Source organism: Propioniciclava sp. MC1683 (assembly GCF_014164675.1).
GTDB lineage: Bacteria > Actinomycetota > Actinomycetes > Propionibacteriales > Propionibacteriaceae > Propioniciclava.
Window position 1 is genome coordinate 1 of the sequence record NZ_JACJFX010000030.1, and the last position, 18,192, is coordinate 18,192.

An 18,192-nucleotide genomic window follows, 5' to 3' on the forward strand; every position below is an offset into this window, starting at 1 on the left:
CGGCGAACAACGCGTCCGGGAACAGGCGGTGCCGGTGCTCGGCCAAGAACCGGAACACGCTGCCAGCCGGCAACAAATGCCCCGCCAGCGACTCCACGTCCAACACATCCCGCTGCGGACTCGACTCACCCTGCACAACCCAACAATTCCAGCCAGCTGCCGGTCAGTCCCGTGGGCACGCGGACAGATTGTTCAGCAGGCTCCTAGAGGACTACCTCCTCCCTCCCGTGGAGCAACTCAAGGAGTTCTACTCCTCCGCTGCGCACGCTAATGAGGTCGTCATTGTGACGTTGGTCTGACACACCGGCTTCTAGCCCGCAGTGAGGACTTCTTCAGGCCGGCGATGGGTCACCGCTCCCGGATAGTCCGTGAGCGCCATGTTCAGCAGCGCCTGGACGTCCCCTTCGAATGATTCCTCCGCCAGCTTGTGGATGACTTCAGCCACCACGCGCCCCGGGACCAGCACCAAGGGGTACTCATCGTCGACGACTTCGATCTGAGCCTGTTGGCTGAAGTGACCGGTCGTGACGAAGACCCCAAGCCAGCCACGCCTGAGGCGCGCGACGACCCGGGCGACCTGATCCGCGCTGATGGAAGATGATGGCGCAACACACTTCGCCTGCCCGAGAACTACCAGCGGCGTCTGTGCCCGAGTGCTTCCGACGTCGAGTCGACCGACGAAGTCCATGCCCCCGTCGCCGCCTGCACGCGTGAGCCACCCCTCCGAGTACCTGGCCCCGGAGTCCGAAAGCACCTGTTCAGCGATTCTGCTAGCCAGCCATTCAAACGCGTGCTTGTTGTTGTCGAATGCCCGATATACGCGCTCTAGGATGTCCTGCTCCGGACTGCCCACCTCTGGGAGCTGCTGATCTCGTGTTTGGACCCGACTGCTGAGGACACGACGACGAATGCGGGGAAGGGCCACCTTGCCCTGCTCGACCCAACGGACCCACGCCTTGGGCGCTAGCTCCAGCGTCTCTTCCGCAGTCAATTGACCATCACGACGGGCGTCCAGCCAGCGGAAGTCGAACTCGTCATTCTCGTCAAGTTTGATGACGTTGATGTCCACGACGATGTTGGGGAACGTGGCCGCCGCCTGCCCCGGACGCGAAGACCCGGGATCTCGTTGGACGATGTACTCCAGCCTCTCGAGCACACCCACCCCACAGAATTCTCCGTGCCCCTTGTCCACACGCCGGCCGTCTCGCCAGATCGGTACTGCGCGGAAGAGGATCAAGGGCGGCGCAAGAAGTCGGTCCTCCCCCTTGCCGGATCCGTGAAGGTTCCACGCTTCAAGGAGTGCTCGATTCCCAGGCGTGGTTCCGACAGGGCCAAGCGTCGAAACCTTGTGATCCCCGAAGTAGCGAACATGGCCGTGATTGAGGTCGAACTCATCGTGCCACGGGGTACTTTCCTGTCCTGCTTTCCAAGGGCTCGAGCGCAAAGCGATGAGGGGGCGACGCACCGCCTCGGGACCGGCCACAAAGGCCACCGGGTTGATGCCCGATTCCAGCTGGATCCGTTTGAAGGGGCTTCCCGGCGCATCCTGGAGCCACCAGAAGTTCCAGTAATCCCCCAGCCGAACTTCCACTGGGGAGTAGGTGCGGTCGTAGCGCACGATGTCCAGCATCTGCACGCGACGAGGGTCACCCATGTGGGCACTATGCCAGCCACCTTGCGTGACTGGAAGCCAACTCCGCCCGTCGTCGCCCAAATGCGGACAGAGGAAGGGTTCCACTGCCCTAGTAGTCAGCAGTTGGGAATGGCGGTGGGCAGGTCGGACAACCGCGCCATGCTGCCCGGGTCACCGTTGGCACCGTCGGTGATGAGCAGCACGAACTCCTCCATCAGCACCGGCGCCACCTGCATCCCTTCGGTGGTTCCGTTGTCGTCCATGATCTCGAGCTCGTTGCCTGAGACGAGGTTCACGAGCGTGACTGTGCGCCCGCGAAAGACCAGCGCGGAATCTCCCTCGATGGTGACCATGTTGGAGGCCGCTCCCTTGAGGATCGGGGGCGACCGGCCGGTCATGACATCGACCAGAACCAACTCCTCGACCCCATCCACGTTGTCGCGGTCGTACAGGACCTCGTTGCCCCGTTGGGCCTTCCAGTGGCCCGCGGGCGGCATCGCCGGAGGGGCGCTCGTCTCCCGCAGGGTGGTGCGCTCGTACGCCCGCCACGTGTCGTTCTGTCCGAACAGGAGGCGGTCGTCCAACAGGACCGGGTAGCCCGACTCCCCCTCCACCTCGAGGGCGACCTGCGGCGCGGCGTCCGGATCGTTCAACGCACCCTGCATCACACGCTGCCGTTCGGGCGCGTCCTCTCTGGCGTTCACGACCTCGAACCAGCGCAGGGAGTCCCCTCGACCCAGAACGGGTAGAGACCCGCGACGCCGTCGCTGTCACGGGAGTCAACAAGCAGGCGTGGCTCGGCGTCCGGTCCGTGCTGGACGTGGAAGCGCCAGCGCCGGGGGGTGGCACTGTCCCAGAGCTCGCCGTAGACGATGCGCTCCTCGGTGAGCTCGGCGAGCAGCAGCATCGCTCCCTCGGTGACGGGGGGCAGGGCATACGAATCGCCCGCCAATCCGTGGGGGAAGACGCGCTGCACGAGGCGTCCGTTCACCTGCCCCCCGACGATGACTGCGTCCCCACGGACGTTCAACAGCCGTGGGTTGGACCCCAACCCGAGTGGCAGTTCCAGGGGTGTCGTGAGGGCCTCGCGCCACGCGTCCCGGATCTCCGGGCACGACAGCGTCGGCGTCACCACGGGCGACGGGGTGGCGGACGGGGTGGGCATCGGCGTCCCGCTCGCCGGTGTGGCGGGCACAGTCGGGGACGCCGCGGGTGCGGGCACCGCCGGCTGAGTCAGCACCTGCGGGACCAGCAGCGCCCCGGCCGCCACCACGGCCACCGCAGCCACCCCCACCGGGACCAGCCGGCGGCGGGTCGCGCGACCCCTGATGCTGGACGCCGCGGGCGCACCCTCGCCGGAGGGCGTGTAGCGGCTGAGGAGATCACGGAGGTCCTGTTCACGCATGGCGGGGCTCCTTGTCCTCGTCGAGGAGGACGCCGAGGCGGACCCGTCCGCGGGAGAACCACACGCGGACGGTGCCCGGCTGGGCGTCCAACTCCTCGGCGACCCGGGCGACCGGGAGGTCGGCGACGGTCCGGATCCAGGCGTCGGGGTGGGGGTGGCGTCCGAACTCGCGGCGCTTGGTCCACGCCCGGACGAAAGCCTCCTGGACGGCGTCGGCGGCGGCGCCCGGGTCGCCCCACATGGCCGTCACGTGCCCGACGAGCACGGGGTATCGCGCGGTGAAGTACCGGTCGAATGCCTCCGCGTCCATGCCGCACTTTCCTTCGGACTCTCCCCCACCCAACGTTCGAGGGGCCCGAAAGGCAACACGTGACGTCCCGAGCGCGCGGATCCCCGTCAGCGACCGGCGAGACGCGCGAGCACTTCGCGCCGGGTGCTCGTCAACTCGACCTGGTCGGGCGACGCCATCGTGAAGGCGGTCAGGCAGGCCCCCTGAGTGACGCCCGGCCGCAGCCCGCGGCGTCCGGGAATGCACCTGCGGTGAGCCGCGGCAATAGGCTGGGCACGCAGCCGAGGCCTGAGGAGAAGTCATGGAAGAGCGGGAGTCCCTGGAGCAGCGCACCGGGTTCGCCGGGAGCATCACCGAGTACGTCGACGTCATGGTCGAGCAGGTGCGCCAGCAGGTCGGCGACAAGCGGGTGCTGTGCGCGCTGTCGGGCGGCGTGGACAGCTCGGTGTGCGCCGCGATCGTGCACAAGGCCGTCGGCGACCAGCTCGTCTGCGTCTTCGTCGACCACGGCCTCATGCGCGCCGGCGAGCCCGAGATGGTCGACCAGCTCTTCGGCGACCACTTCGGCATGAACCTCATCTCGGTGGACGCCGTCGACCGGTTCCTCGGCAAGCTCGACGGCGTCGACGACCCCGAGCGCAAGCGCAAGATCATCGGCGAGGAGTTCATCCGCGTCTTCGAGGAGGAGGCCCGCTCGCTCGGCCAGATCGACTACCTCGTGCAGGGGACGATCTACCCCGACATCATCGAATCCGACTCCGACAAGGGCGTCGTCAAGAGCCACCACAACGTCGGCGGCCTGCCCGAGGACTTCGACTTCGAGCTCGTCGAGCCCGTGAAGTACCTGTTCAAGGACGAGGTGCGCGCCGTCGGCGAGGCCCTCGGGCTGCCGCACGAGCTCGTGTGGCGCCAGCCGTTCCCGGGCCCGGGCCTGGCGGTGCGCGTGGTCGGGGCGCTGACCCCCGACAAGGTGCGCATGGTGCGCGAGTCCGACGCGATCTTCCGCGCCGAGGTCGCCGCCGCCGGCCTCGAGGGCGAGGTGTGGCAGTACTTCACCGTGCTGCCCGGCACGCGTTCGGTCGGCGTCACCGACGGCTACCGCACCTACGGCCAGGCCATCGTGCTGCGTGCCGTGCTGTCCTCCGACGCCATGTCCGCCGGTGTCGCCGAGCTGCCGTGGTCGCTGCTGAACAAGGTCACCCTGCGTATCTGCGCCGAGGTCGAGGGCGTCAACCGCGTCATGTACGACACCACCCCCAAGCCCCCGGGCACCATCGAATGGGAGTGAGCTGACCGTCTGCTCGCGAAATGTGCTCCTTGCTCTTTGCGCCACGTGCATTACGTCGAAGGAGCACATTCTGCGAGCACTAGCCTGACGCCATGCGCACCAGCACGGACCGGCTGCCCGGACTGACCCTCACCAACCTGTTCCTCGACGTCCCCCTCGACCACGCCAACGACGGCGCGGGGACCATCGAGGTGTTCGCCCGCGTCGTCACCGGCGAGGGCGGGGAGGGCAAGCCGTACCTGGTGTTCCTGCAGGGCGGCCCGGGCAACGAGGCCCCCCGTCCCAGCCTCGGCCCCGACAACCCACCGTGGCTGCGCCGCGCGCTGCAGGACTACCAGGTCGTCATGCTCGACCAGCGCGGGACGGGGCGGTCGACGCCGTTCGGCCCGGCGTCCGATCTGGCCGGCAGCGAGGCGACCGCCGAGTACCTGACCCACTTCCGCGCCGACGAGATCGTCAACGACTGCGAGGCGGTGCGCGAGGCGCTGGGCGCGCGCACGTGGACGATCCTCGGCCAGTCCTTCGGCGGGTTCACCGCACTGCACTACCTGTCGGTGCGCCCCGAGAGCCTCGCGGGCGCGGTCATCACCGGCGGGCTGAGCGCGGTGCAGCACCCCATCGAGGACGTCTACGCCGCGACCTGGCAGATCATGGTCGGGAAGTCCGAGCAGTACTACCGGTGGTTCCCCGGCGACCGGGAGCGCATCCGGCAGCTCACCGGGCTGGCCGCGGCCGGCGAGATCGTCCTCCCCAACGGGGACGCCGTCTCCCCCGACCGCCTGCGCACGCTCGGGCACAAGCTCGGCGCGCAGGGCGGGGCGGAGCAGCTGCACTACCTGCTCGAACTCGACCACCGCTCCCCCGCGTTCGCGCACGACCTCGCGGCGGCCCTTCCCTTCGGGGCGCGCAACCCGCTGTACGCGGTGTTCCACGAGTCCAGCTACGCCGACGGCGTCCGGACCCGCTGGGCCGCCGACCGCACCATGCCCGACGCCGTGCGCGAGGACCCGACCCTCCTCGCCGGCGAGCACCTGCACCGCAGTCTGTTCGCCGAGGCGTCCGAGTTGAACGGCTGGGCCGAGGCCGCCGACCTGCTCGCCGAGCACCCGTGGCCGCAGCTGTACTTCCCCGAGAAGCTGGCCGAGGCCGACGTGCCCGTCGTGGCCGCCGTGTACGCGCGCGACGCCTACGTGCCGCTGGAGTACTCCCTCGAGACGGCCGCCATGCTGCCCGACTGCCGCACCTGGGTGACCAGCGAGTACGAGCACAACGGCCTCCGCATGGGCAGCGACGTCCTCGACCACCTGCTCGGGCTGCTGTCCGGACGCCGCTGGCTGTAGACGCGGCCGGACGCCGGCAGCCTGGGCCGCCGGCGTCCGATCGTGGGGGTGGGTGGGGTCAACGGGTGATGATGGCCCGCGGGGACAGGTCCATGCCGTGCCCGGTCGCGGTGTTGGTGCACTCGACGGTGTCCTCCCAGTTCACGCACTGGAAGTCACCCCGACCGCGAGCAGGCCCACGACCTGGTCCAGACCGCGCTGCTGAAGACGTACCTCGCATGGTCGCGCGTGCGGCACGACGACGCCCTCGCCTACGCGCGCCGGATCCTCGTCAACGCGAGCGTCGACGCCTGGCGCAAGCGGCACGGCGAGGTGGTCTCGGACGAGGCGGTGGCCGCGCACGAACCCGTGGTGGCGTCCGGCTTCGAGCAGGTCGAGGAGCACGACCGAGTCGGCCGCATGCTCGCCACCCTGCCCCCGCAGCAGCGCCGGGTCGTGGTGCTGCGTTACTACGCCGACCTCTCCGAGCGTGAGGTCGCCGACCAGTTGGGCCTGTCGCTGGGCACCGTGAAGTCGAACGCCGCCCGCGGGGTGGCCTCGCTCCGCGCCCGCTACGCCGAGGAAGGACTCCTGTCATGAACGGCTTCGAGGACCTGCTCCGCCGCGACCTCCAGGCCAGCGGCTTGCGCAATGCTTTCGTGGTCGACGTCGACCCCCTCGTCGCCTCCGGGCACCGGACGATCCGGCGCCGGGTGCTGACCACGTCGGCCCTGGGACTGGTCGCGGTCGTGGCCGTGGTGGGCGGCCTGGTGTTCCGGCCGGGTGCGGTGCCGCCCGTGGCCGAGCCCGCGCCGAGCGTGGTCGCCTCGCCGAGCCCGGCACCGACGACAAGTGACGGTTTCGCTCCATCGGATCCCACCCCGGAGCCCTCCGCCACGCTCGACGTCGCGCGTTGGGCCACACCCAGTGTCGATTTTGCGTCACCTTCGACGCGGCTCGCCTGCGCGATGCGGCCCGACGGGGTCACGTGCGGGATCCCCATGGAGTTCACCGGCACGGTCCCCGAGGTCGACTGCGTCGACGGCCCCGGCCCGGCCACCGAGGTGGACCTCGCCGACGCCGTTCCGGTGTACTCGTGCGCGAGCGACCCGGCGGCGTTCCCAGGCAACGCCCTGCGCCTGGGCGACTTCATGTGCAGCAGCGCCGAGTCGGGCGTGACCTGCACCAACACTGCCACCGGGCACTCGGTGAAGCTCAACCGCCAGGAGATCGTGCTGCGCTGATGGGCCCTGAGGTGGGTTGCTTCGCTGGGCTGTCAAGGGGCGCGGGCAGATGTGGACAAGTTGACCGAGTTCTCCACATTTCCCGTCAGGCGTTCTATTCAGGCGCTCGGTTCCGTAGCGTGGAGCCATGGACGAGCGCACCCCCACCGCCACCGCTCTGGCCGGCGCGCGCTCGCTGCTGAGCTCAGTCGACCACATGGGTCGCAAGCGTCTGGACGCCGAGGCCCGCCTTGCGCTCGTCACGGAGGTGGTCGCGCTCGGGCGCCAGGTGGAGGCCCTGCGTGCCGTGCTCGTGGCCGAGGCCGACCGGGCGCGATCCGCGGAGGCGGCACGCGGGACGAGCATCAAGTCCCTGCTCGCTGTCTCGGCCAAGGTGACCGCCGGAGAGGCCTCATCGTGGGTGTACGCCGGCAAGGACATCACCGCGCACCCGAAGGTGGCCGAGGCGACGCTGGCGGGCGATGTCTCCGTCGCCCAGGCCCGGGCCATCGACAAGGTCCTGGGCGAGCTGCCGGCCACGCTCAGTCACGAGCAGCGCGAGCAGGCGGAGGACATCCTGCTCGACAAGGCCCACCTCGTCGACGCGAAGGATCTCGCCCGGCAGACCCGGCACGTCCTCGAAGCCGTCGCCCCAGAGGTGGACGCGGTGGAGGACGAACTCTCCCGCCTGGACGCCCAACGCAAGCGCGCCTGGGCCGCTCGGTCGCTGGTCTTCAGTCCCGACGGGGACGGCAGCCTCCGGTTCCGCGGGCAACTGCCGACGCTCGAGGGCGAGGCCTTCAAGCGACTCGTGGAGGCGCACTCCGTCTCCAACCGGCGCGCCTTGGAACACGCCGGGGATCGCCACGACGAGGCCGGCCTGAGGACCTCCGAACAGCGCACCGCCGACGGGTTGGTCGCGCTGGTCGCGGCGCGGCCTCAGGTGGGCTCCGCGCGGAGGCCGACTGAGGGGCAGTTCCCCAGGACTGCCGACGCGTCCGCGACACAGCCGTCGACCGCCGGGCGCGCGACCTCGATGAGGCCGACCGTGGTGGTCACCCTCTCCTACGACGACCTTCTCGAGCGCGCCGAGCAAGCCGGCGTGCTCGCGGGCGGTGAGCAGCTGACCGCCGGTGAACTGCGCCGACTCGCCTGCGACGCGAACGTCCTGCCCGTGATCCTGGGTTCCGCCAGCGTGCCGCTCGACGTCGGGCGCGAGCAGCGGCTCGTCACACCGGGCATCCGGCGCGCACTGGAGGTTCGCGACCAGGGCTGCGCGTTCCCGGGCTGCCGCGTCCAGGCGCACGCCTGCGAGGCACACCACATCACTCCGTGGTGGGCGGGCGGCGATACGGCACTGGGGAACCTGGTGCTCCTGTGCCCGCACCACCACGGCACGGTCGAGCCGCTCCGCTTCTTCGACCGCGGGGCTCCACCCACCCGCTGGACCGTTCGGATCGACGACGAAGGCCAACCCGTGTTCACGCCACCCCGGTCCAGACCGCCGGTCGACCAGACACCACTGCGGCCCGCGCGGACGCCGTGTGCCACCGGGAGCGACGCCCAGGCGGTCCTCCTCGAGTAGCACCGGGAAGGCCCGCGGCGAACGACCTGCTGCGGGGCTCAGATCACCGGGTGATCTCGGGTCGGTAGAACGGGCGGGATCACCTCGTCCGGGATGTCGTCGACCGTGCGGATGTCGACCACCTCGCAGCCGGTGACGACGCCGCTCAGCGACCGGAACGTGCGCGTGAAGGGCACCATCACGACCGCCGTCGCGGCGATCACGAGCCACGGCAGGCTGGCCCACGGGTCGAGCTTCAGCCACCAGTCGAGCACCAAGGTGAGCAGCATCGGGCCGGGCACGACGTGGGCCCGCACCAGCCGTTGCACCAGCGTCCCGTGGGTCAGCTCACCCGCTGAATCGCGCCACATCGGCGTCAGCCACACCATGTACTGGCCACCCGACGCCGCGTAACCACCCCAGGGCGGCACGACGAAGCAGACGATCCACGGGATGCCGACAGTGATCGCGAAGCCCACCCAGCCCAGCGACGCGATGCCACCGCTGGTGTCGACGCCGAGCACCAGCGCCCCCACCAGCGTGAGGATCGACAGCACCGCCGACAGCACCGTGAACGCGAACGCGTCGGCCAGCATGCCCAGCCACCGCCGGACCATCGTCACCGGCCGCGGCACGTGGCGCTGCACGGCGAGGTCGCGGGCGTGGGGCATCCAGGCGAGCAGCAACGGCGCGATCAGCGCACCGATCAGGGCGCCGAGGGTGTTGGTGAGCACGTCATCGACGTCGAAAGTGCGGTAGGCGCACGGGTAGATGCCGAACAGCCCGGTCAGCTGGGCGGTCTCGATGAACACGGACGCCCCGAACCCACTCAGCGTCGCCACCAGCAACCCCCGGTGCAGGAACTGCCGCACGACCACGCCCCACGGCACGAACAGCACCACGTTCAGCACGACCTGCAGCACGGTGAACGACCACAGCGCGTCGGGCAACCCGAACCGGTCAAGAGCGCGGGCGATGTCGCCGACGAACGCGCCCGGCACCGCCTGCGGGATCGGCGCCCGCGTGCAGTCGAGGGTGTCGCGGTCGGGCAGCGGCAGCCACGTGTAGGTCAGCAGCGCCGTCGTGTACGACGCCAGCCCGAACGCGCCCAACAGGCGCGCGGCGTTGGGGCGTCCGTAGCGCCGGTACTGCCAGGCGACCACCGGCACGAACGTGACGACGAAGACGATCACGGCGTTGACCAGCGCGAGCTGGCCCTGTGCGATCCAGGTGGACATGCTCTCCCTCGGGGGTGGGACCCAGCCACCCTACGCCCGCCCGCCCCTCAGATCAGGCCGCGCTCATAGGCGACCCGCACGGCCGCCGCCCGGTCGGAGACCCCGAGCTTCTCGTACACCCGCGACAGGTGGGTCTTGAACGTGGTCTCGCTCACGTGCAGCCGCGCGGCGGCCTCGCGGTTGGTGCCGCCGGCGGCCAGTTCGCGCACCACGTCGGCCTCGCGGGCGGTGAGCGCGACGGGCCCGGCCCCGCGTCCGGCCAGGGCGGCGAGCGCGGACGCCGCGAGCACCGGCCGCCCTGCGGCCAGGTCGCGGACGGCGCGGATCAGGTCGGCGCGCGGGGTGTCCTTGAGCAGGTAGCCGTCGGCCCCGGCGGCCAGCGCGGCGCGGATGTCGCGGTCGGTGTCGTAGGTGGTCAGCACGAGGATGCGCGGCCGGTCGGACCGCTGACCGCGCAGCGTGCGGATCGCGTCGACGCCGTCACCGCCGGGCATGCGGAGGTCCATGAGCACGACGTCGGGGTCGTGGTGCGCGACCATCGCCACCGCCTCGGGCCCAGACCCCGCCTGGGCCAGCACCTCCAGGTCGGGCTCGCGGGTGAGGATCGCGACGATCCCGTCCCGCACCAGGGGGTGGTCGTCGGCGATGACGACGGTGATCATCGGTCCTCCTCGGTCGGGGCGGGCTGCTCTGCGGGGGCCTCGCCTGGCGTGGCATCCCCACCCAGGGGCACGTGGGCGACCAGACGGGTGCCGTCGGGCGTGGACGCGACCTCGAGGCGTCCACCCACCGCCGCCAGACGGTCGCGCATGCCGCGCAGGCCGAACCCCTGGTGGGGCTGGTCGGGGTCGAAGCCCAGTCCGTCGTCGGCGATCGCGAGGCTGGCCTCGCTGCCCTCGTAGCGCAGCACCACGTCGGCCCGGCGCCCGCGGGCGTGCTTGGCGACGTTGGCCAGCCCCTCCTGGGCGACGCGCAGCAGCACGTCGTCGTGGCCGGTCGCGGTGGCCGTGCCCGCCACGGTGAGCTCGCCGGCCAACCCGGTGGCGGCGCGCCACTGGCCGAGCAGGTCGTCGAGGGCGAGCGGCAGGTCGGCGTCGTCGAGGCGCGGCGACGCGAGGGCGCGCACAGCCCGGCGGGCCTCGTCGAGGGCCTCGCGGGCGGCGGCGTCCACGATGGAGAGGCGACGGTCGCGCTCGGCCGGGTCGACGGCCGCGGACGCCGCGTCGAGCTGGGCGATGATGGCGACCAGGTCCTGCGCGACGGTGTCGTGGATCTCGCGGGAGAGGCGGGCGCGCTCCTCGGCGATGCCGGCCTCGTGGGCCTGGGCGACGAGCTGGTCGCGCAGGGTGGCCGAGCGCTGCTGCTCGGCGCGCAGCTCGTCGTTGGTGCGGGCGAGCTCGACGTAGAGCCCCTCGCGGCGGCGGTTGAGCACGAACATGAGCCCGGTGATCGCGAGGTTCACGGCCACGAACGCGGCGTAGACGAGCGGGATGAAGAGCACGGAACGCGGCCCGCCGACCTGGGCGACCGCGATGACCAGCGCGACGCCGACCATGCCCGCGAGGCGCTGCGGCACCGACCGGAAGCCCGCCGACTCGAAGTAGCCGATGAAGAGGTAGAGGCCGAACGCGGGCGACAGCCAGACGGCGGCGAGGGCCAGGCCGAGGTTGATCCAGAAGAGGAACACGCGCCGGCCCTCGGTGGTGCCGGGCCGGTGGGCCGCGACCCGGACGACCGCCATCGCGACGGCGAGGGCGACCAACCAGGGCAGGTCGGCCACCCGCACGACCGGGACGCCCGCCAGCGCCATCACGACCGCTGCGACCAGGCTGGCCCCGAGCAGGCCGAGCGGGACTCCGAGCGGGAGCTCCTCGCGGCGGGTGGTCATGGTGCTCATCCTGCCCGACTCACTCCCAGCGGAAGGTGCGGACGGCGACGAGGGCGGCCGCGGCGGTCCAGACGACGAGCACCACGAAGGGCTGCCACGAGGGCTGGACGCCGACCGCGGCGTCGATCATCGCCTGCGTCGCGGCGCCGCCCGGGGTCAGGTCGGTGAGGGTCACCAGCCAGTCGGGGAAGAACACGCGCGGCAGCCACAGGCCGGCGGAGAACCACATCAGGGCGGCGACGACGTTGCCGAGCCCGGCCGCGACCTGCGGCGACGGGACGACCGCGGCGAGCAGGGTTCCGAGGGCGAGGAAGGCCACCAGGCTGAGGACCGCCGCGAGCGCGAACCAGCCGAGGTGCTCGGGGAGCCCGGCGCCCGCGATGGCCGGGACCGCCACGATGAGGGTGGCCACGACCAGGCCGACGGCGGCGACGACCACGAACAGCGCGGCGAGGAGGGTGGCCGGCGAGGCCGGCGTCGTGCGCAGCCGGCGCAGGATGCCCGCCTGCCGGTAGCCGCCCAGGATCGCGGGAACGATGGTGAGCCCCAGCACCGAGGTGGCGAACAGCAGGATCGTCGGCTGGTAGGTGCGCACGACCGAGAGCCCGCCGAAGTCGGCCAGCGGCTCGCGCGCGGCCGGGATCGCCGACATCACGATGATCGCCGCCAGCGGGAGGACGGCCCCGAAGATGAGCGCGGCCGCCTCCCGGAGGATCAGGCGGGTCTCGCTGCGGAGGTGCGCGGCGAACGCGCGGGTGAACCGGTCCGTGGGGGTGGTGGTGGCGAGGCTGCGGGTGGCGGGGGCGGTGGCGGCGGTCATCGGAGGGACCCTTCCTGGGTGAGCGAGAGGTAGGCGTCGTCGAGCGAGGGGGTGGTGACGCGCAGCTGGCGGGCGACGATCCCGCTGCCGGCGAGCGCCGCGAGGACCACCTGCGGGGAGTCGGCGTCGCCCTGGACGCTGACGCGTCCGCGGTCGACACTCACCGACGTCACACCGGGGAGGCGACGGAGGGCGTCCAGATCGATGGCCGGGTCGGCGGCGAAGGAGGTCTCCTGGCCGCCGGTGCCCGCGGCGATGTCGGCGGGGGTGCCGGAGGCGACGATGCGGCCGTCCTCGAGGATGACGACGCGGTCGCAGAGGAAGGCGGCCTCCTCCATGAAGTGGGTGACGAGCAGCATGGTGACTCCCTCGTCGCGGAGCAGGCCGAGGTACTCCCAGATCTCGCGGCGGGCGGCCGGGTCGAGGCCGGTGGTCAGCTCGTCGAGGAAGGCGATGCGGGGGCGTCCGATGAGGGCGAGCGCGATCGAGAGGCGCTGCTGCTGGCCGCCCGACAGCTTGCCGAAGGGCTGCCTGGCGTGGGCGGCGAGGCCGAAGCTCTCGAGCAGCTCGCCGGCCGGGCGGGGGTTGGCGTAGAAGGCGGAGTAGAGGTCGAGGGCCTCGCCGACGCGCATCCGGTTGGGGAGGCGGCACTGCTGCAGCTGCATGCCGAGCATCTCGCGGAGGGCGAGGGGGTCGGTCGCCGGGTCCATGCCCGCGATGTCGACCGTGCCGCCGTCGCGGGCGCGGAGGCCTCCGATGCACTCGACCGCCGTGGTCTTGCCCGAGCCGTTGGGCCCCAGCACGCCCACGATCTCGCCCTCGTCGACGGTGAGGTCGATGCCGTGGAGGACCTGGTGCGTGCCGTACGACTTGGTGAGCCCGGAGACGGTGATGAGTGCCATACCTCAAGGGTTCCGTGGCGGCCGCCCTCGAACCTCCCCCACCCGCCCCGACCTGGGGTCATCCGATCGGAGGATGCCGGGGGCTCACCGCAGGATCGGGATCAGCTCCTGCAGGCCGGCGATCACCATCGCGACGGCGATGGCGGCGACGATGCCGGGCACCCCGTCGGCCTGGCCGGTGAAGATGACGATCGACGCGATCGACCCCGGGCCCAGGATCATCGGGAACGTCAGCGGGTAGAACGAGATGTCGGCCGCAGCATCGGGGTGGGCGTCGTGCGCCGGCCCGGCCGCCGGACCCGTCGCCGTCACACCCGCCTCGCCCCCGGCCGAGGCCATCGCCCGAGTGCGCATGCGGGCCTTCTCGGTCGCGGTGCCCTCGTGGGCCGAGCTGCCACCGTTCAGCATGCCGAGGCCGATGGTCATCAGCACGATGCCGCCGGCCACCCGGAAGTGGCTCACCGAGATGCCGAAGAACCCTAGGATCGCCGAGCCACTCGCCATGACCACGATGCTCATCACCGCGCTGTAGACGACCACCCGCAGGCTGGTGCGGCGCTGCCGGGCGTGGTCGTAACCGCTGGTCAGCGCCAGGAACATCGGCAGGGCGATGAACGGGTTCATGATGGCGAAGAAGGCACCGAGTGCCTGCACGAAGAGGGCCGAATTCACGCTGCGCATCGTCGCATGTCGCGGCGCGCCACCCAAGCTCACCCCGGGCAGACAAGGGGCGTTGACCGGCCCCCACCCGACTCCTACCCTCGCCCCATGCCGACCTACACCGTGCGCACCACCACCGGACGCCTCAACGGCGACGCCCGCGCCACCCTCGCCCGCGCGATTACAACCGCCCACACTGCGGCCACCGGCGCGCAGGGCTTCTTTGCCCAGGTCGTCTTCGAGGAGGTGGATGCCGACCGCCACTTCGTCGGCGGCGCCCCGATCGCCGACGAGCTGGTGTTCGTGCACGGGCAGATCCGCGCCGGACGCACGCCCGAGCAGAAGGCGGCCCTGCTCGACGCGCTGGGCGGTGCGGTGCGTGAGGCGCTGGGCGTCCCCCGCCGGGCGGTGTGGGTCTACCTCGTCGACCTGCCGCCCGCGAACATGGTCGAGTACGGGTACGTCCTGCCCGCGGCAGGGGACGAGGCCGCGTGGCTGGCGTCCCTCGACGACGACACCCGCCACCACCTGAACGCGCTCGGCTGACCTACCCGATCGCGGGCCCGGGCCCGTACGTGAGGATCGCGTTGCCCTTCTCGGTGATGCGCGAGTCGAGCAGCTCGAGACGCAGGGGTGCGGCGTCGGCGAACAACCGGACGCCCTCCCCCGCCACCGCCGGGTGCAGGCAGAGGGTGAGTTCGTCGAGCAGTCCGGCGGCGGCCAGTTGGCGCACGACCGAGATCGATCCTTGGACGCCCACCGCCCCGCCGTCGGTCTGCTTGAGTTGGCGGACGAAGTCGAGCAGGTCGGCCTCGATGAGGGTGGAGTTCTGCCAGGTGAGGTCGTCCTGGGTGAGGGTGCGCGAGGCCACGTACTTGGGCAGCGGTTTGATGAAGTCGGCGAAGGAGGCGTCCTCCTCGGGGGCCTGGTTCGGCCAGTAGCCCGCCCACTGCTCGTAGGTGGTGCGGCCGAGGATGCCGGCGGCGACGCGTCCGATGGCCTCGGTCATGAACTGGCCCAGGCCCTCGTCGAAGGAGTCGTACTGGAAGAGGTAGGGGTCGGAGACGACCCCGTCGAGCGAGGAGAACAGGGCGGCGACGACGGGACGGCTCATGGGGGGCTCCTTGGGTGCGGACTCGCGGGTGCTTCATGGCGCACCCGCCGATCGACGGCGTCCAGAGCCAGCTCCCCGGGACACCCCGCGACCCTGTTCCCTAGTTCGGGGCCCGCCGCGTCCACGTTCACCTGGTGCCGGGCAGGTAGCCGTCGTCCTCGTCCTCGAAACGCTTGATGTCGGCCTCGATCACCGCACCGATTCGGGCGGCGACGTGAGCAAGCGCCGCGTCGAACGCCTCGAGCGTCGACGGCCAGGGCTCGTCGACCATCTGGCCGCCCTCGGTGTGGACGTCCAGCCTGCCGGACTCGGCCCAGCGGACGACCACGTCGTAGCAGCCGCCGTGGGTCCACACGGGTGAGTCCGGGCGGGGACGCTCTCCGCCGCCCTCGGCGTGCCACCTGAGGGACAAGGAACCCGGGTTGTTCGTGTCGAGCATCGGCGGCTCCCCCATGCCGGCTGCTCGCAACGGTTCGGCGAGGATGGCCAGGGCGCGCGTGCAGGGCTGGGTCGAACGGATCGACGCCTCGGGTGGGGTTGTCCATGCCCCATCATCCTCGACGCGAGACCGGACGCAGCCGTGGCACGTCACCGAGACACGGAGAGCCGCACTGAACAACGCACTGAAAGCGGCATGACCGGCCGAGGCATGATGGCCGTGTGACTGGGCCGAGGCAGACGCGACAGGGTGCTGAGCACCAGCGACGCTCCGTGGAGCGTGGAGCAGTGGCCGTGGGGCTGGCAGGGCTGGCCGCCTTCCAAGCAGCCCTTGCGATCGGGACCCCTTGGGGCCGAGCCAGCTACGGCGGCGCTCACATCGGCGTGCTTCCCAGCCGCCTCAGGGTCGTGAGCGCAGGAGCCGCGCTCCTCTACAGCGGACTCTCTGTCGCGATCGTGAGTCATCGCACCCCGCTGAGGGTGCGCCGCCATGCCCTGACCGGAATCACCGCACTGATGGGTGTGGGTGCCGTCCTGAACGGCATCTCGCCTTCCTGGCCCGAGCGAGCGACGTGGACTCCCACAACCGCCCTGCTGGCAGCACTGGCTTGGCGAGCTCGCCGGGACGGCTGAGACGTTCCTCCGAGCGGCAGATCCGGACATCTACAGGGACAACTTGTACCCTTGGTGGGTAGCTGCATAGCCGAGACGTTCGTAGAAGCGGTGGGCATCCGTGCGCTGCTTGTCGCAGGTCAGCTGAGCCAGCGTCGCCCCATGCTTCTTCCCGTAGTCGTGAGCCCAGGCGAAAACGGCGGTGCCCAACCCAGTACCGCGAGTCGAGGATGCCAGGCGATCGGCTTCGATCTGCAGGCGCTTGGCGCCGCTCCTCGCCAGACCCGGGATCAGTGTGAGTTGCAGGGTCCCAACAAGTTCTCCGCTTTGATTGCGAATCGCTGCCAAGAACTGGTTTGGATCATGGTCGATGTCATCGAAGGCAATCTCATAGGGCGCCACGTTGGGTAGTTCCCGGCCCTTTCCGAGGAAGTCGTCCCTGAGGAGTTCCACCAGCGCGGACACGTCCGAGCGGCTCGCCTTGGTGATCGTGAAAACTTCGTCACCGACGATGAGTTGGTCCATGTCTACACCGTGACACAGGAGACCACCGGCCGCCCCCGAAGCACCGCGCCGGTTGGGCCCCGAACGGCCGGTCGCCGGCCACCCTCGGCAGAGGGGATCGATGAGCCGCCGCTGACCTCGCTGGCACTGGCCCACCCCGCGGCCCGTCCTTCACTCCGCTGGCGTTGGGACGCCAGCTGGATGCGGATGGGCCAGCACCGTCGCCCGGCCCGTGACGTGAACCCGGATGCCCAACCCTGCCCCCGGGCCGCCGCGAAGATGGGTGCGCTGGTCAGGTGCCGGATGCCATGTACGCGGCGAGAATGTAGTTGGGGTGACGGTCGAGGTTCTTGCGGGCACGGTCGTAGCGCATGGTCGTGCGGGGGTCCGCATGACGGGCTGCGATCTGGACGTCGCGGAGGTCGACGCCCACGTCCAGCATCGTGGTGACGAAGGTGTGTCGCAGCATGTGAGGGTGCATGCGGGGCAACGTGATGTGCGCTTGGACGGCGAGTCGTTTGAGCCTGCGGGTGGCGCAGTGCCTGTCCATGCGCGTGCCGCGGCGGGTGCGAAGGTCCGGCCCCTCCGTTCGCCCGGCCACGGCGGCTTCGATGGCGCGTTGGACTGCGGGTGGGAGCGGGGTGAGCACGACCTTGCCGCCCTTCCCGCGCACCTTGAGGACGCGGTGTCCGTGTTCCTCGCCGAGATCGGCGATGTCGGCACCGCACGCCTCGAAGATCCGCAGGCCCAACAACCGAGCATGGCGACAAGGGCGAAGTCGTTGGGGTTGGGCGACGTCCGGCCGGGTGGAGCATGGCCTCGAACTGGAGGTGGGACAGGCCCAGCGTGGGTGACTCCGGCGGGACGTTCGGGCGGCGGGGCGGCGACTGCGCGAGCGAGCGGGTCCTTGGTGTCGGCGGGGAACAGCACGATGGTGGCGGCTGGTGCGGTGTCCATGGCTGAGCATGCGCCACCCCCGCAGGCGAGACAACACTCGGGGCTGCAACTCTGGAGCTGTGGTCCAGTCCGGGCCGCCACGCGCGACAGAGCGGGCACCCCACGCAACTCAGGAGCTCGTTTGGACGTGGCGCTGGAAGGGTAGTAATGTATCTACTCGGTCACCGACCGATGCGCTTGTAGCTTAATGGATAGAGCATCTGACTACGGATCAGAAGGTTGGGGGTTCGAGTCCCTCCAAGCGCGCCAGAGGCGCCCCGCACCACGCTGTTGGTGCGGGGCGCCGTTGCTTTCCCCAGGCCCTGCCGCGGCGGGTGCGGCAGTATAGGCAACGGGCA

At 70.7% G+C, this 18,192-nt stretch carries 20 protein-coding genes and 1 tRNA gene; 7 read left to right on the plus strand and 14 right to left on the minus strand.

The annotated features are described in order from the left end of the window. Nucleotides 1–310: 310 nt before the first annotated feature. From H5397_RS14000 to H5397_RS14015, 4 genes are all read right to left on the minus strand, one after another. Nucleotides 311–1,630: a restriction endonuclease gene (locus tag H5397_RS14000; protein ID WP_255438938.1), complete on the minus strand. Its 1,320-nt coding sequence runs from the start codon at nt 1,628–1,630 to the stop codon at nt 311–313. Between the two features lie 119 nt (nt 1,631–1,749). Further along, nucleotides 1,750–2,286, minus strand: a complete 537-nt coding sequence (locus tag H5397_RS14005; protein ID WP_182818178.1) for a hypothetical protein — start codon at nt 2,284–2,286, stop codon at nt 1,750–1,752. 47 nt (nt 2,287–2,333) lie between these two features. Then, on the minus strand, nt 2,334–3,038 hold the full coding sequence (locus tag H5397_RS14010; RefSeq protein WP_182818179.1) for a hypothetical protein: 705 nt from the start codon (nt 3,036–3,038) through the stop codon (nt 2,334–2,336). Further along, nucleotides 3,031–3,348: a sigma factor gene (locus H5397_RS14015; protein ID WP_182818180.1), complete on the minus strand. Its 318-nt coding sequence runs from the start codon at nt 3,346–3,348 to the stop codon at nt 3,031–3,033. The genes H5397_RS14010 and H5397_RS14015 overlap by 8 nt, the downstream gene beginning before the upstream one ends. 280 nt (nt 3,349–3,628) lie before the next feature. Between H5397_RS14015 and guaA the strand changes: the two genes are divergently transcribed. The 5 genes from guaA to H5397_RS14040 all read left to right on the plus strand — a co-directional run bounded on the left by guaA (nt 3,629) and on the right by H5397_RS14040 (nt 8,742). Further along, on the plus strand, nt 3,629–4,615 hold the full coding sequence (guaA, locus tag H5397_RS14020) for a glutamine-hydrolyzing GMP synthase (protein WP_182818181.1): 987 nt from the start codon (nt 3,629–3,631) through the stop codon (nt 4,613–4,615). 92 nt (nt 4,616–4,707) lie between these two features. Then, the gene (locus tag H5397_RS14025) at nt 4,708–5,955 is read left to right on the plus strand and encodes an alpha/beta fold hydrolase (protein WP_182818182.1); all 1,248 of its coding nucleotides are present in this window, start codon (nt 4,708–4,710) and stop codon (nt 5,953–5,955) included. 201 nt (nt 5,956–6,156) lie between these two features. Next, complete coding sequence (locus H5397_RS14030) at nt 6,157–6,534, plus strand: sigma-70 family RNA polymerase sigma factor (RefSeq protein WP_375539459.1); 378 nt, start codon at nt 6,157–6,159, stop codon at nt 6,532–6,534. Beyond that, nucleotides 6,531–7,178, plus strand: coding sequence for a hypothetical protein (locus tag H5397_RS14035; RefSeq protein WP_182818183.1), 648 nt, complete (start codon nt 6,531–6,533; stop codon nt 7,176–7,178). Before H5397_RS14030 ends, H5397_RS14035 begins: the two co-directional genes overlap by 4 nt. A 127-nt stretch (nt 7,179–7,305) precedes the next feature. After that, nucleotides 7,306–8,742 carry an HNH endonuclease signature motif containing protein gene (locus H5397_RS14040; protein WP_182818184.1) on the plus strand — a complete coding sequence of 479 codons (1,437 nt, stop codon included), beginning with the start codon at nt 7,306–7,308 and terminating at the stop codon, nt 8,740–8,742. Nucleotides 8,743–8,780: 38 nt separating this feature from the next. Here H5397_RS14040 and H5397_RS14045 read toward each other — a convergent pair whose 3' ends face one another. The 6 genes from H5397_RS14045 to H5397_RS14070 form a co-directional block, all read right to left on the minus strand. Continuing rightward, entirely contained in the window at nt 8,781–9,959 is a 1,179-nt protein-coding gene (locus H5397_RS14045; RefSeq protein WP_182818185.1) for a VanZ family protein, read from the minus strand. A gap of 47 nt (nt 9,960–10,006) precedes the next feature. Next, entirely contained in the window at nt 10,007–10,621 is a 615-nt protein-coding gene (locus tag H5397_RS14050) for a response regulator transcription factor (RefSeq protein ID WP_182818186.1), read from the minus strand. Continuing rightward, complete coding sequence (locus tag H5397_RS14055; RefSeq protein ID WP_182818187.1) at nt 10,618–11,847, minus strand: sensor histidine kinase; 1,230 nt, start codon at nt 11,845–11,847, stop codon at nt 10,618–10,620. Before H5397_RS14055 ends, H5397_RS14050 begins: the two co-directional genes overlap by 4 nt. A 19-nt stretch (nt 11,848–11,866) precedes the next feature. Next, nucleotides 11,867–12,667 carry an ABC transporter permease gene (locus H5397_RS14060; RefSeq protein ID WP_182818188.1) on the minus strand — a complete coding sequence of 267 codons (801 nt, stop codon included), beginning with the start codon at nt 12,665–12,667 and terminating at the stop codon, nt 11,867–11,869. Beyond that, entirely contained in the window at nt 12,664–13,569 is a 906-nt protein-coding gene (locus tag H5397_RS14065; protein ID WP_182818189.1) for an ABC transporter ATP-binding protein, read from the minus strand. Before H5397_RS14065 ends, H5397_RS14060 begins: the two co-directional genes overlap by 4 nt. A gap of 84 nt (nt 13,570–13,653) precedes the next feature. Next, nucleotides 13,654–14,241, minus strand: a complete 588-nt coding sequence (locus H5397_RS14070; RefSeq protein WP_182818190.1) for a MarC family protein — start codon at nt 14,239–14,241, stop codon at nt 13,654–13,656. Nucleotides 14,242–14,337: 96 nt separating this feature from the next. Between H5397_RS14070 and H5397_RS14075 the strand changes: the two genes are divergently transcribed. Further along, nucleotides 14,338–14,775, plus strand: a complete 438-nt coding sequence (locus H5397_RS14075) for a tautomerase family protein (protein WP_182818191.1) — start codon at nt 14,338–14,340, stop codon at nt 14,773–14,775. A gap of 1 nt (nt 14,776) precedes the next feature. On the opposite strand, the gene H5397_RS14080 is transcribed toward H5397_RS14075, so the two are convergent. The 4 genes from H5397_RS14080 to H5397_RS14095 form a co-directional block, all read right to left on the minus strand. Next, the gene (locus tag H5397_RS14080) at nt 14,777–15,343 is read right to left on the minus strand and encodes a dihydrofolate reductase family protein (RefSeq protein ID WP_182818192.1); all 567 of its coding nucleotides are present in this window, start codon (nt 15,341–15,343) and stop codon (nt 14,777–14,779) included. A gap of 127 nt (nt 15,344–15,470) precedes the next feature. Further along, nucleotides 15,471–15,782 (minus strand): hypothetical protein, encoded by a 312-nt coding sequence (locus H5397_RS14085; RefSeq protein ID WP_182818193.1) that lies wholly within the window; start codon nt 15,780–15,782, stop codon nt 15,471–15,473. 662 nt (nt 15,783–16,444) lie between these two features. Next, entirely contained in the window at nt 16,445–16,918 is a 474-nt protein-coding gene (locus H5397_RS14090; RefSeq protein WP_182818194.1) for a GNAT family N-acetyltransferase, read from the minus strand. A gap of 271 nt (nt 16,919–17,189) precedes the next feature. Beyond that, nucleotides 17,190–17,648 (minus strand): tyrosine-type recombinase/integrase, encoded by a 459-nt coding sequence (locus H5397_RS14095; RefSeq protein WP_220492295.1) that lies wholly within the window; start codon nt 17,646–17,648, stop codon nt 17,190–17,192. Between the two features lie 379 nt (nt 17,649–18,027). Here H5397_RS14095 and H5397_RS14100 point away from each other — a divergent pair. Continuing rightward, nucleotides 18,028–18,103: transfer RNA gene (locus H5397_RS14100), tRNA-Arg, on the plus strand. Nucleotides 18,104–18,192: the final 89 nt, after the last annotated feature.

Coding starts and splice junctions, on each gene's coding strand:
- H5397_RS14045 (WP_182818185.1), bottom strand. CDS start 9,959: ATGTCCACCTGGATCGCACAGGGCCAGCTCGCGCTGGTCAACGCCGTG.
- guaA (WP_182818181.1), top strand. CDS start 3,629: ATGGAAGAGCGGGAGTCCCTGGAGCAGCGCACCGGGTTCGCCGGGAGC.
- H5397_RS14080 (WP_182818192.1), bottom strand. CDS start 15,343: ATGAGCCGTCCCGTCGTCGCCGCCCTGTTCTCCTCGCTCGACGGGGTC.
- H5397_RS14065 (WP_182818189.1), bottom strand. CDS start 13,569: ATGGCACTCATCACCGTCTCCGGGCTCACCAAGTCGTACGGCACGCAC.
- H5397_RS14090 (WP_182818194.1), bottom strand. CDS start 16,918: ATGGACCAACTCATCGTCGGTGACGAAGTTTTCACGATCACCAAGGCG.
- H5397_RS14050 (WP_182818186.1), bottom strand. CDS start 10,621: ATGATCACCGTCGTCATCGCCGACGACCACCCCCTGGTGCGGGACGGG.
- H5397_RS14075 (WP_182818191.1), top strand. CDS start 14,338: ATGCCGACCTACACCGTGCGCACCACCACCGGACGCCTCAACGGCGAC.
- H5397_RS14060 (WP_182818188.1), bottom strand. CDS start 12,667: ATGACCGCCGCCACCGCCCCCGCCACCCGCAGCCTCGCCACCACCACC.
- H5397_RS14040 (WP_182818184.1), top strand. CDS start 7,306: ATGGACGAGCGCACCCCCACCGCCACCGCTCTGGCCGGCGCGCGCTCG.
- H5397_RS14025 (WP_182818182.1), top strand. CDS start 4,708: ATGCGCACCAGCACGGACCGGCTGCCCGGACTGACCCTCACCAACCTG.
- H5397_RS14010 (WP_182818179.1), bottom strand. CDS start 3,038: ATGCGTGAACAGGACCTCCGTGATCTCCTCAGCCGCTACACGCCCTCC.
- H5397_RS14015 (WP_182818180.1), bottom strand. CDS start 3,348: ATGGACGCGGAGGCATTCGACCGGTACTTCACCGCGCGATACCCCGTG.
- H5397_RS14000 (WP_255438938.1), bottom strand. CDS start 1,630: ATGCTGGACATCGTGCGCTACGACCGCACCTACTCCCCAGTGGAAGTT.
- H5397_RS14055 (WP_182818187.1), bottom strand. CDS start 11,847: ATGACCACCCGCCGCGAGGAGCTCCCGCTCGGAGTCCCGCTCGGCCTG.
- H5397_RS14085 (WP_182818193.1), bottom strand. CDS start 15,782: ATGCTCGACACGAACAACCCGGGTTCCTTGTCCCTCAGGTGGCACGCC.
- H5397_RS14035 (WP_182818183.1), top strand. CDS start 6,531: ATGAACGGCTTCGAGGACCTGCTCCGCCGCGACCTCCAGGCCAGCGGC.